Genomic DNA, 12,302 nt, shown 5'->3' with positions numbered 1-12,302 from the left:
GCATGTGGTAGGACCCCTATAAGCATTCGTAGCTCTTCCGCTACCTTCTTCGTCATAGGTACAGCTCTAGTTTTACGGTTCTTATTCTTAGCGCCTGCTAACATAATCGTAAGGTTATCAAAATCTATATCGTTAGCCTCTAGCTGATTTACTTCGTTTACACGCAACCCGCAGTGCAACATAAGCAGCATGGCGCAGTAATCTCTATAGCCTGCATAGGTCGTCTTATCTACCACACGAAAAATGCGCTTTATCTGATTATGATTTAGCGTAAAAATCGGCGCTTCATCGGTACGTAACTTTACAAAGTCTACAGCGGGATTGCTTTTAATGTAGCCCTGCTCATTCAATCGCTTAAAGACCGACTTCAACGCCGATATGCGAATATTTACAGTGGCAGGTGCTAATTCTCGATTAAGCAGCTTATTAATATACATTTGTACATGTGCCGCCGTAATGATCTCGACTTTCTCAATGTTCAATTCTCGCATGAAATAACGAAAGAGCTTGCTGTAATCATCTATAGTACGCTTTCTAAATCCCTCTGCCCGAAATGCCTGCGCAGCAATCGCTATCGCCGCTTCTGTGTCTAGTGCTTCCGCAGTACCAATAAAATCAACTACTTCTCTTCGTCTTTTTACTACTCGTATACTTTTAGACATAATAAAAAAAGAGCCCCCTATCTGAAACGAATTTCAGACGGAAGCTCTCCGCATATGTACTATCATTATCTTCATTTGGTTACACGTAGCACCTTTTTACTATGCGACAATAATTCGCTAATGCCTACGTAGGACGTTTGCGGTTTGTTCCCGCTCAAGTTAAGCGTTAAAAACTCCGACAAACAGCTTTATACCGCACCCTAAAGCACATTTGGTTTCCTTTGTCATATATAAGACGTGGTACCGGAAACCACCGCTCTATCCGACTGAGCTATGGGCGCATGATAATAGAAAACACTTCATTTTCTTCTCATAATAATAGCAATAAAATCCATCTAAATCAATAAAAATATCCCCGTAATCCTTTATGACGCTTAGTTATGAGTATATTAACAAAGCACCCCCCTAAATTTTCCAATCATAAATTCACCCCAACTCACAAATTATAATCTTTGAATTAATATTCCAAAGGGGGCTTCATTCAATGACTGTAATTACGAAATTAAAACAAACTGTTTCTGGATTAAAAAGTGCACAAGCTAGCTTAGAGGGATTCGCTCTTGATACGGATAACCAACAAGCTAAGCAACTTTTCCAAACAGCTGCGCAGCAAACACAAACGATTATCGATTCTTTAAACCCACGCGTTGAAGAAGTCAAACAAGAAGAACCACAATACTCACAGCAATAACGAATCAGTCTTGCTGTGAAATAGAAAAAGGATGATATGCAGTCATCCTTTTTCTATCACATTACATATTGCAATAGAAATGGAATGATAAATATGCAAAAACTCGGACTCATAACCGTATTATTTGCCCTTCTATTTAGCTCTTTTACCGGATGTGATAATAGTCCTTTAGATAAAAAAGAGAAAGAAGAAGCAAAACGAACGGAGAAAGAAAAAGGTCCTAAATTAACAAAGACGAGTACGGAATCCTTTAATCAATCTATATCACAAGGAGCAAAAAAAAGAGCTCTTGCTATGGATGAAATTATAAAAAGTACAGCAGTAAATTCAAATTTAGATCTCTACATAGCAGTTACACCTGAGCATCACGAAAGATTTGGATTAAAACCTCTCCGTAAGAAGCTCCAAAAGCAGCTAAGTGATGAGCACCCCACTTTCGATGTTCGTGTAAGTACAGATAAAAAAATCTTTATGTTACTCGAAAAACTTGAAAGCAAAATTAAGAAGAAAGAAGTATCTAAAGACGAGATTAATAAGCAATTAAAACTCATTGGGAAAAAAATGGAGTCTAACACTTAACGCTTTTTTTAAAGAAAAGGAAGGATTGCAATGTCTAGTAAAGATAAAAACTTAACCCCTGTGCAACAGGAGTATAAAAAATTTGAGCAAGAACGAGAACCAAAGCGCCCTGTCTTAAAAAATTGTATAAAGGCCTTTTTTGTCGGTGGTTTCATTTGCTTCATCGGACAACTCATTTCTACTTTTTATATTACGTATTTCGATTTCACTGAACGCTCAGCAGGGAATCCAACAGTCGCAACTCTTATTTTTATCTCCATGCTATTAACTGGATTTGGTATATACGATCGTTTTGGACAGTTTGCTGGAGCAGGCACAGCTGTACCCGTTACTGGATTTGGTAACTCTGTTATTGCCGCATGTATCGAACACCGAACTGAAGGGTTCGTACTCGGCGTTGGAGGAAATATGTTTAAATTAGCCGGTTCTGTTATTTTATTTGGTGTATTTTCAGCTTTCGTCATCGCACTTATTAAAACGATTCTCGTTCAATGGGGAGGGCTATAAATGTTACAAGGACACCGAACGTGGGTATTTGAAAACAAACCAGTTATTATTTCGACGGGAGTCGTTGGCGGGCCGTTTGAAGCTAAAGGCAAAATTCCAGAAGACTTCGATACCCTCCATGAAGATTTATGGCTCGGACAAGATTCCTATGAAAAAGCACATAAAATTTTGTTCGAAGAAGCTTGTAGCCGCGCTACTGAAAAGGCAAAACTTCGTAAAGACGATATTCAATTTGTACTCGCAGGCGATTTAATTAATCAAATTACCCCTACAAGCTTTGCTTGCCGTACACTGGGCACTCCTTATCTCGGACTATTCGGCGCTTGTTCTACTTCTATGGAAGGTTTAGCACTTGGAGCAAGTATCGTAAATGCAAAAGGCGCAAAATATTTATTAACTGGTGCATCCAGTCATAATACAGCTGTAGAAAAACAGTTCCGCTATCCTACCGAATATGGTGGGCAAAAACCACCTACCGCGCAGTGGACAGTAACCGGAGCAGGAGCTGCTATTTTAAGCGATACTGGACACGGTCCTAGGGTAACATCTGCCACAATCGGACGAGTGGTTGATATGGGATTAACAGATCCATTTAATATGGGAGGTGCAATGGCTCCAGCTGCCGTTGATACAATTGAAGCCCATTTACGCGAACGACAAATTGATGCCTCTTACTACGATTTAATCGTAACGGGTGACCTCGGACATGTAGGACGCGAAATTGCTTATGACTTATTACATAAACACGGAACGAAAGTAACGAGCGAACAGTTTCAAGATTGCGGGCTGCTCATTTATAGAGAAGGGCAACCTGTCATCGCTGGCGCTAGTGGACCAGGGTGTTCCGCAACGGTCGTATACGGTCACTTATTAAACCGAATGAAAAGAGGAGAGTTTAATAAAATACTTGTCGTTGCGACAGGCGCTTTACTATCTCCACTTACATTCCAACAAGAAGAAACGATTCCGTGTATCGCTCATGCCGTTTCGATTGAATTTGGAGGTGCAACGCAATGATTTTTTTCTGGGCTTTCGTCATTGGCGGACTTATATGTGTAATCGGCCAACTTATGTTTGATGTTGGAAAGCTAACACCAGCTCATACAATGGCAACACTCGTTGTTGCTGGAGCTATATTAGATGGATTCAATTTGTATGAACCATTAATTGATTTCGCTGGAGCTGGGGCAACTGTACCTATTACAAGCTTTGGTAATGCCCTCGTTCACGGTGCAATGGAAGAAGCTGCAAAACATGGCATCGTTGGCGTTATTACCGGCATGTTTAAAGTAACAAGCGCCGGTGTATCCGCAGCTATTATTTTCGGCTTCATCGGAGCATTGCTATTCAAACCGAAAGGATAAGGTGTTCGTATGACAGTTATCGCTAGCGTCAAAACCTGCCTTGCTAGTGTAAGGGGCGCTCAAGCAAGTTTGAGCTCCCTTTCACTACATTCACAGGACGCAGAATCAAAACGTGTATTTCATGAATGTATGTTAGAAATGGAGAGCATCATCGCTGATTTACAAAATAGAGTTTCAGTATTAGAACGTGAAGAACCTCAATATAAAGGGTTTTAAGTAGACTGGAGGAAATGAATATGTCTCACCTGCCGGAATGGACACTTGTCATTCTTCGCTCTGTATTCATATTAATTATTTTATTCGCTATTACGAAATGGTTAGGGAAAAGACAAATCTCTCAGCTCTCCTTTATGGAATACATAGCCGGAATGACAATCGGTGTCATCGCTGCCCAAGTATCTACAGGGCTCGATTCAAAATTTTTTCACGGCGTCTTTGCGATACTCATTTTCGCTGTGGTACCTTTTTTAACAGGAATCCTTTCTTTAAAGAACAAAACAGCTCGGGACTTCTTTCAAGGGAAATCTACCGTATTAATAAAAGATGGAAAGATACTCGAAGACAACTTAAAGAAAGAAAAATATACAAGTGACGAATTACTGGAACTTCTTCGTGGAAAAGATGCCTTCAGCGTAGCTGATGTTGAATTTGCTGTACTAGAACCGAGCGGAGAATTAAATGTATTATTAAAGAAAGATCGCCAACCACTCACAGCAAAAGACATCGGTTTAAAAGTAGCAAACGAAAAAGAACCACAAACTGTTATTATGGATGGCAATGTACTAGATGAACCTCTTTCAGCAAGCGGACATAACCGAGCTTGGTTACATTCTGAGCTCGAAAAACTCGGTGTTGTCATTGAAAACGTCTTTCTCGGTCAAGTGGATTCATATGGACAACTTACTATCGACATTTATAATGACAAACTACAAATGCCTTCTCCTCAAAACAAACCTTTATTATTGGCATCTTTAAAAAAATGTCATGCTGATCTTGAACTATTTTCTTTAGAAACAAAGTCGAAATCAGCAAGCGAAATGTATAGTAAAAACGCGAAACAAATCGAAAAGATTTTAAATAAAGTGACCTATCTTTTAAAAGAATAGATATCGAAAGAACGCTTCAGTAAAAAAGGCGTTCTTTTCTTTTTTTCTACAGTTTTTATAACGTTTAAATTTATGTAATTCGGTTATGATGTTGAAGATACATAAGCAGGGAATTTCAAAAACATAGCGAATATTTCATGGTACAACTACATATTTTTTTGATTTAAAGTGGTTTCGTTTGACCTTTATTGACCATAATTGTATTATAAGACTAAGAAAGCTTTTGAAGGAGGAAATAACAGATGAATTTAATTCCTACAGTAATTGAACAAACAAATCGTGGAGAACGCGCTTACGATATTTACTCTCGACTATTAAAAGACCGCATCATTATGCTTGGTAGCGCAATTGATGACAACGTAGCTAACTCAATCGTTTCCCAGCTTTTATTCTTGGAATCTCAAGATCCAGAAAAAGATATTCACATCTACATCAACAGCCCTGGTGGTTCTATCACAGCAGGTATGGCAATTTACGATACAATGCAGTTTATTAAACCGCAAGTATCAACAATCTGTATCGGTATGGCTGCATCTATGGGTGCATTCTTACTTGCAGCAGGTGAAAAAGGAAAACGTTATGCACTTCCAAACAGTGAAGTAATGATTCACCAACCACTTGGCGGGGCACAAGGTCAAGCGACTGAAATCGAAATCGCTGCTAAACGTATCCTATTCTTACGTGAAAAACTAAACCAAATTCTTGCTGACCGCACTGGTCAACCACTTGAAGTACTACAACGCGACACAGACCGCGACAACTTCATGACAGCAGAAAAAGCTTTAGAATACGGTTTAATCGATAAGATCTTTACAAATCGTTAATAACTAAATTACTGAGGCAACCCTATAGCGCCTTGTCTAAATACCTATACAGCGTGGTCTTACTGATACCAGTCGCCACTGTAATTTGCTTAATTGTATAGTCTTTACTCTTATACATCTTAACAGCCATTTCCACTTTATCTTCTTTCTTAGTAGGTCTCCCACCTTTCTTTCCTCTTGATCTTGCTGCTTGAAGACCAGACTTTGTTCGTTCACTAATAATATCTCTTTCTAGTTCAGCGATGCTTGCCATTGTACGAAAGAAAAACTTTCCCATTGCGGTTGAAGTGTCAATACTGTCAGTAATTGATACAAAATGTACACCCATATCGTTAAATAATTCGCTCAGTTCTATCAAATGTTTTGTGGAACGTGAAATACGGTCAAGTTTATATACAACAATTTTATCGCCACTTCGTAAAATTTTTAAAAGGTCTTCTAATTGAGGCCTATCTCTTCGTGTGCCAGTTAATTTTTCTTTATAAATCTTCTCAACCCCGAATTGTGTTAATGCATCAACTTGCATATCTAGGTTTTGTTCCTCCGTACTCACTCGCGCGTAACCAAAAATCATAATTAATCACCTACTAAAAACTATTTATATGAATATATTAGCACCAAAAACGGTGTTTGTTATTAAAAATGTTACTTTGATTTTGGGAATGAGTTTTGGTACCAAAGATCAGGGTAAATAGAGTGTGTTTTGCTCCAATAAGGACCAGCCCCATAAATGTCCGTTTATGGGGCTAATTTTATTAAACTAACCAGCCGCAGTATGACTGAAGAGAGCTCTTTTATTTTTGTTCCGCAATAGGGCCAGATTGTTGAATAAGGATTGTAGTTAATTATGGTTTTACATACAATTATTGAACTATTGGAAGATAAGTTTAATATCAACCTCGGTGAGCTCTTCATAAGTAAATGAGGTTCTTCACAAGTAATTCGTGAACTAATCAACTGCCCCAGTTCGTTTTATTTCTACCTTAATATTTGGTTTTAAATTTAATGTGGAATACTTTCCTCTCAAATCTTTTTCATTTAAATTGGAATATTTTCTTATACTTTTTATTTTTCTTCCAATGCCAATTGGATCAGTATTTAATTTTCTAAACTCCTCAAGAATATCCCCGAATTCTTTGTTTAGTTCTTCTTCAATTATTAGCTCCATTTTTTTTATTGATTCCTTATTTTTAAGAGTAACAGAAGGCTGTAATTCTATAGTTGAAACTAAAATAGATGCATTTAAATTAACCGACTCTTCCTGAGATAATTCAACATTTCCGCGGTACTTTATTGGGTGAATTGTAATATTAAATTTATCTCCTTTTTGCTTTTCGACTAGTTTTATTCCCTTTTCTTCTAATACCTCTGCAGGAATATTTAAAGTTATATCCCCCAAAAAAGCATTATGATTGGTGAATAATTTTATATACAGGTTTTTTTTCATGGAAATAGAACCAACTATTTTATCATCCCTAAATAATGCAACCCCATCTAAATAGGGTGCTACACCATTCTCATTCGATAGAATAGGTAAGGTAGGATCGATACCAATTTCATATAGTGTGGAAATAAAATCATGCAAGTTGGAGTTGACTAACATTTCTTTCTTTTCGTGTTTATCCAATAGTTGATAGATATAGGATCCCATTTCGGGATATTCTTCATAGTTTTTATTTTTAATCGTCTCCTCAGCATTATCAGTAATGGCCAAAAAGATTAAAGAACTGATACTGCTATCTCGTTGCATAGTATCCAGAAAAGAAGAAATTCCTACTGTTTCTGCCATATTTTTATTAAACAGTATGGTCCTTAATTGACCAGAAGTAAGGTGGTGGCTTGTCTGTTGTTCTAAATTTTGTCTTATTTGTTTGCTTGTAGTTCCGACGGCAGAAATGGTTACACTCGTCTTTTCTTCTTTACGGTCGAATTGTAACAAGCTAATAGTGCCTTTGTATGTATTCTCATCAAGTAAGTCAAAACCAATAATAGTTGAAATTCCTTGCCTTTCTAATATTTTTTCAGGTGGCATACATGCCGTACAGAGAAAGACACAAAGTAGAATAAGCCGTATTTTCATTTTTTCAACTCCGTTTTGAACGTGAAAAGATTTTAGATTTAATGATTGAAATGAAATATAAGAATATTGGATAGATAAACCATAGGTAAAAGCCTACTTGACCAACTTTATCAATCAAAAGGTTATTGTCGACTCTTTTTGTGATAAAAAAACTCGTGATAAAAATGATTATTGAGATTACCCATATTCCATGTTTTAGTTTTAAATGAAATATTTGTTTAACTCCTTTGGAAGAAATGAATAGGATTATACATAAATTTGGAAAAATAACTAATATCCATAATGAAACTGCTATAGATTCAAAGCGCTCAATAAATGGAAAATGGACAGCGCTTATCATACTGACAATAGGCCAGATCTGTTTTTCTAATTCTTTAGGGCTATAAAATAATATGGAAATAACAGTTGCAATTAAAACAAGAAGTGTGGTAAACCAGATTGCTAATTGACTGAATAGAAGTAGTTTTTTTTCTCCTTTATAAAAGGAAAAATAAAAAATAAAGTCTCAAAACCCAACATTGTATAACTGCTTTTAAAAACTCCTTTCATCATTTCTGACGGAGTTGTCGACATGATGGGTAAAATTCTAGTTAAGTTTATGGAATCAAGTGGTTGATACATCACAAATAGCAGCCATATAGTCATTAAAAAGGATAAGAAGCATATCCCTGCAACTACTCTGAATCCACCTGATACTGCATAAATTGTTATTAATAATAGTGCTAAAGTGCCTACCCATTCATAAACTCCTTCATATCCCCATGTTAGGGACAATTCAACATAACTGATGATGATAGAGTAATGTACAGCAATAAAGTAAATGACAATTAAGGTATTGATGATACTTCCTATAAAGCGACCAAATAAATTTTCGTGTATTTCATAAAGATTACAGTTTCCATGTTTTTTAAGTATGCTAATAATAATCCAAGTGATAATACTAATGAATAGACCGGATAGTAAAACTGAGATCCAAGCATCTTTCTTAGATTCAAGATAAATAATTTTCGGGACTCCAAGTATGCCCATACCAATTTGCGAAGTGTGTATGATAAAGAAAGCCATATAGGCATTTACAAAACTAATATTTGATTTCATTATCCACCTCAAAATTCATCTAAATCTTTTTCTGTTTTTTTAAATCTCCACCTTGTGCGGAATGAATCTTTTGGGCGATTGACAACAGGACGTCTCATATAAAAATGGTGGGGTAGACGTATTAAGAAGTATTTTATATCCTTAATCCTAAAAGGGTATAGAGGTGCAAGATAAGGTTTGTTTAATGATGTCAATTTTAACAAGTGGACCATCATTACACAGACACCGATAATAATCCCATTTAATCCCCAAACACCTGCTAGAATAATGAAAGGAAATCTAGCAATTCTTATAGCAGTGCCCATTTCATAAATAGGAGCCGTAAATGCCCCTAATGCACTAAATGCCACAATAATAATTAAAATGTTGCTAGTTAAACCTGCCTCAACAGTTGCTTGGCCAATAACAATACCTCCAACAATCCCCATTGTTTGCCCTACTTTTGACGGAAGGCGTGCCCCAGCCTCTCTAAGTAATTCAATTAATAATTCGAGTAAAAGTGCTTCTAGCAAAGGTGGAAAAGGAACTTGTGAACGTGATTGCCCAATTATAAGTAACAATTTAGATGGAATTAGTTCAGAGTGAAATGTCATGGTTGCAACATAAAATGCTGTAAGAAATAGTGACCCTGCCATAGCAAATAATCGTATAAATCTTATAAAAGTACTTAAGGACCATCTCAAATATATGTCTTCTGTTGATTCAAAAAACGAAAAAAAATTAGCAGGTCCAATAATAGCAATTGGACTTTCATCTATAAGAACACCAATCCGTCCGTTTAAAATAGAGTAGAGGAATCTATCGGGCAACTCTGTTAATATAAACTGTGGAAAAAATGAGTAATGATTATCTTCAAGACATTGTGCCAATACTGAACTGTCACTTATATTATCAGTTTTTATATTTTCAAACTTCTCCTTAAGTGTTTTAAGTGTGTCATCATCCGCTATATCTTTAAGATATATAATTCTTACTTGCTTCTTAACACGTTCTCCTATTTTTAATTCATCTGTACACAAATTAGAATCATTTAGATTTCGTCTTATAATTTTAATGTTAGAAGATAATGATTCTGTAAACGATATTTTAGGACCGTATACCAATGATTCTGTTTCTGCTTTCTCAATAGATCTTTCAATAGGGTTGGCGCAATTTACCATAAATGCTTTACTTTCGTCTGATAAGTAAATATAAGCGAATCCATTTAAGAGGGAAGAGATAATCTCTTGTTCCTTAAGGTTTTTCTTTACTTCGTTCATTGGTATGTTTTTCAATAAATAAGAGTAAGTTATGTATTCTATCGGAAGTTGTTGAATGTATTTAATTACATACTCATTTAGAAACTCTTGTTTAATTAAATTTTTCATGAAAATAACTTCGAGACAATCTCCACCAACTTCAAGTGTTCTACACATTAAGTCTGGTGATTCGTTGAGGATGTATTTAATTTTTTCATAATTAGGGCAGTTATTTTTATTTAGATGGAGTGTCATTTGAATCATATCCTTCAATAGTTTTTTTTTAGTATTTGAAGTAGGAATCATTTTATACTTGTTTTAATAAAGAAGTAAGGATTGAGAGTAATTTTAGGACCTATGGTTCTGAAACGAATATGGAACAAGGAATTTTAGATGGTAACCAACAACATGTTGTAGAAATCAATTGGCCAGAACTAGCTGGTATATATGAGGTTGAATTTAATGAAATGTGGGGCAGTTCTACATTATCTTTTGATAAAGTAAATTCTAACATCAGTACTCGTAAAATCGATAATACAACACATGTTATTGATATTAACGGTAAAACACCGGAGGCGCGTTCGAAGTGTTTGTAAAACAGCAATCTCATAATTGATTCGGTTAACCCTCTCCATTCCCTTACTATCCGTCTCAATAATGATATCCTTCCATTTGGGCTGGATCACTCCTTCAATAGGAACTTCGTCATTAGCTGCAAAAAAACGTTGACCACTATCACCATATTCTCGAATTAGTTGAAGAGCTTCAATGACAGGTTGATGAGATTGATTATTAGATCTGAACGTAAGATTTTTTAAGATATTACAGAAAGCAATCCGATAATGCCCCCGATAGGAAGAATGCATCTTTATATAGATTTTTTCTTTGTATTCTCGGTGATTTCTTGTCATGTCTTTAATAATATCCCGAATTGTTGAAGCGCCTACAATCGGATATAGAGTATCTTGAATAATTCCATCTGGATGATTAACCGTCGCTTTTAATAAGTTGATAATATGTTTATTTTTCCCTTGAACCCTTTCCAACTCTTCTACTGCTTCTTTACGGGTAGTATTCTTGGCCTTATTTCCGAACTTGAGAGTGATTTCATCCAACAGATCAGCTAAATAGTCGATAACTTCAGCATGACGATGCCAAAATAAGATGGCAAGTAAGGTGTAGCGAATGGGTGCTGGATGTGCTCGCAATTCCGTTACAGTCTCAGTAGCTGCACGAAGTCGATATTTCTTTAGTAATTTTGGAGTCATATGATGAAACAAACCATTAGGAATTTGGAGATGTCGTATAGCTAACAGTTTTTTAACCTCCATCTCCATCGCATTTACACTTGGTTTACGAGGAGAAGATAATAGTTGACGAAAAGTTAAAATGTCGGTTTCCTCTCCATCAGAATCCTCATCAGCATGGGACTCAAGTAAAGCATCTAACCGAGTGCACGTCTTAGCAGATAATTGCTGATATGTCATTTTATATAAGCTCTTTTCAAAAGTATCAATGGCAGAGTCAATCATACGCTTTAAGCTCCCAATAGAAGGAGGTTCAACTTTCCATTTACGAAAGAGACTGTATGCTTGGTTTTTTAAATAGTCTGTATCATGTGTAGACTGAACTTGTTCTTCTAACCATTGTCCCAAACGATCATTATCTGTACGTGTAAGCTCCTGAAATCCAAAAAAATCCCTTATATTTTTTCGATGTCGGGTATAAGTCTTTTCTTTTCCACCCCAACTATATTCATCAAATTGATCATGCGAAACATCAAGCTGTTTCGCTATGTACTCGATCACTACTTTTGGGATGTCTTGCTTTTGGCTAGGGAATCTAGCTTTCTGTTGGAAATACTTTAGTAACACGGCAAAGCCCAAACGGTTCGTTTCTGTTTTATTCCCCATAGATAGATGTAGTTCATTTGGCATTAACATAAAGTTTGCTAAAAGCTCTTCTTCATTCCAATTTTTCTTCACTGGTTCTCCCTCTGATCTACATGTTTTTTTAATAGTATAATTTCAAACATAGAGACCATCAAGATAACTAAGAAAAGCAGCAAAGCTAAACCATTTTCCTTTTATTGTAATATATCTGACGGACTAGAGCAGTAACCCTGTGATTAAGCCTGAAAGAATATAGAATGA

The 12,302-nt window shown here is 36.1% G+C and carries 12 protein-coding genes and 2 pseudogenes; 8 read left to right on the top strand and 6 right to left on the bottom strand.

Translation table 11 applies throughout. The features are described 5' to 3' along the window. The coding region (locus KI369_RS16325; protein WP_062822090.1) for a tyrosine-type recombinase/integrase at positions 1-662 on the bottom strand (662 nt) is incomplete at its 3' end. A 484-nt stretch (positions 663-1,146) separates the two neighbouring features. Between KI369_RS16325 and KI369_RS16320 the strand changes: the two genes are divergently transcribed. The 8 genes from KI369_RS16320 (at position 1,147) to clpP (ending at position 5,733) form a co-directional block, all read left to right on the top strand. Beyond that, entirely contained in the window at positions 1,147-1,353 is a 207-nt protein-coding gene (locus tag KI369_RS16320) for a DUF1657 domain-containing protein (RefSeq protein WP_000216164.1), read from the top strand. 93 nt (positions 1,354-1,446) lie between these two features. Beyond that, the gene (locus KI369_RS16315) at positions 1,447-1,932 is read left to right on the top strand and encodes a YhcN/YlaJ family sporulation lipoprotein (RefSeq protein WP_212956640.1); all 486 of its coding nucleotides are present in this window, start codon (positions 1,447-1,449) and stop codon (positions 1,930-1,932) included. A 30-nt stretch (positions 1,933-1,962) separates the two neighbouring features. After that, a complete protein-coding gene (gene spoVAC, locus KI369_RS16310) occupies positions 1,963-2,439 on the top strand; it encodes a stage V sporulation protein AC (protein ID WP_000095399.1) in 477 nt (158 codons plus the stop codon). Beyond that, positions 2,440-3,456 carry a stage V sporulation protein AD gene (spoVAD, locus tag KI369_RS16305; protein WP_000938965.1) on the top strand — a complete coding sequence of 339 codons (1,017 nt, stop codon included), beginning with the start codon at positions 2,440-2,442 and terminating at the stop codon, positions 3,454-3,456. Next, the gene (spoVAE, locus tag KI369_RS16300; protein ID WP_000575919.1) at positions 3,453-3,803 is read left to right on the top strand and encodes a stage V sporulation protein AE; all 351 of its coding nucleotides are present in this window, start codon (positions 3,453-3,455) and stop codon (positions 3,801-3,803) included. The genes spoVAD and spoVAE overlap by 4 nt, the downstream gene beginning before the upstream one ends. Positions 3,804-3,812: 9 nt before the next feature. After that, positions 3,813-4,019 (top strand): DUF1657 domain-containing protein, encoded by a 207-nt coding sequence (locus KI369_RS16295; RefSeq protein ID WP_000215901.1) that lies wholly within the window; start codon positions 3,813-3,815, stop codon positions 4,017-4,019. 20 nt (positions 4,020-4,039) lie between these two features. Next, on the top strand, positions 4,040-4,909 hold the full coding sequence (locus KI369_RS16290) for a DUF421 domain-containing protein (protein WP_125902852.1): 870 nt from the start codon (positions 4,040-4,042) through the stop codon (positions 4,907-4,909). Positions 4,910-5,151: 242 nt separating this feature from the next. Next, the gene (gene clpP, locus KI369_RS16285) at positions 5,152-5,733 is read left to right on the top strand and encodes an ATP-dependent Clp endopeptidase proteolytic subunit ClpP (protein ID WP_001049162.1); all 582 of its coding nucleotides are present in this window, start codon (positions 5,152-5,154) and stop codon (positions 5,731-5,733) included. A 22-nt stretch (positions 5,734-5,755) separates the two neighbouring features. On the opposite strand, the gene KI369_RS16280 is transcribed toward clpP, so the two are convergent. From KI369_RS16280 to KI369_RS16260, 5 genes and pseudogenes are all read right to left on the bottom strand, one after another. Then, a complete protein-coding gene (locus tag KI369_RS16280) occupies positions 5,756-6,307 on the bottom strand; it encodes a recombinase family protein (RefSeq protein WP_000576160.1) in 552 nt (183 codons plus the stop codon). A 375-nt stretch (positions 6,308-6,682) separates the two neighbouring features. Continuing rightward, on the bottom strand, positions 6,683-7,813 hold the full coding sequence (locus KI369_RS16275) for a Ger(x)C family spore germination protein (RefSeq protein WP_000702268.1): 1,131 nt from the start codon (positions 7,811-7,813) through the stop codon (positions 6,683-6,685). A gap of 4 nt (positions 7,814-7,817) precedes the next feature. Then, positions 7,818-8,842: pseudogene (locus KI369_RS29825) on the bottom strand (GerAB/ArcD/ProY family transporter). 77 nt (positions 8,843-8,919) lie between these two features. Beyond that, positions 8,920-10,404 (bottom strand): spore germination protein, encoded by a 1,485-nt coding sequence (locus KI369_RS16265; RefSeq protein WP_000172443.1) that lies wholly within the window; start codon positions 10,402-10,404, stop codon positions 8,920-8,922. Positions 10,405-10,715: 311 nt separating this feature from the next. Further along, positions 10,716-12,134: pseudogene (locus KI369_RS16260) on the bottom strand (DUF4158 domain-containing protein); the annotation flags it as partial. Positions 12,135-12,302: the final 168 nt, after the last annotated feature.

The organism is Bacillus sanguinis, assembly GCF_018332475.1.
In the GTDB taxonomy this organism is placed as follows: Bacteria; Bacillota; Bacilli; order Bacillales; family Bacillaceae_G; genus Bacillus_A; species Bacillus_A sanguinis.
Note: the sequence above shows the minus strand (reverse complement) of the source record. Positions and strands in the feature narration are given on the sequence as shown.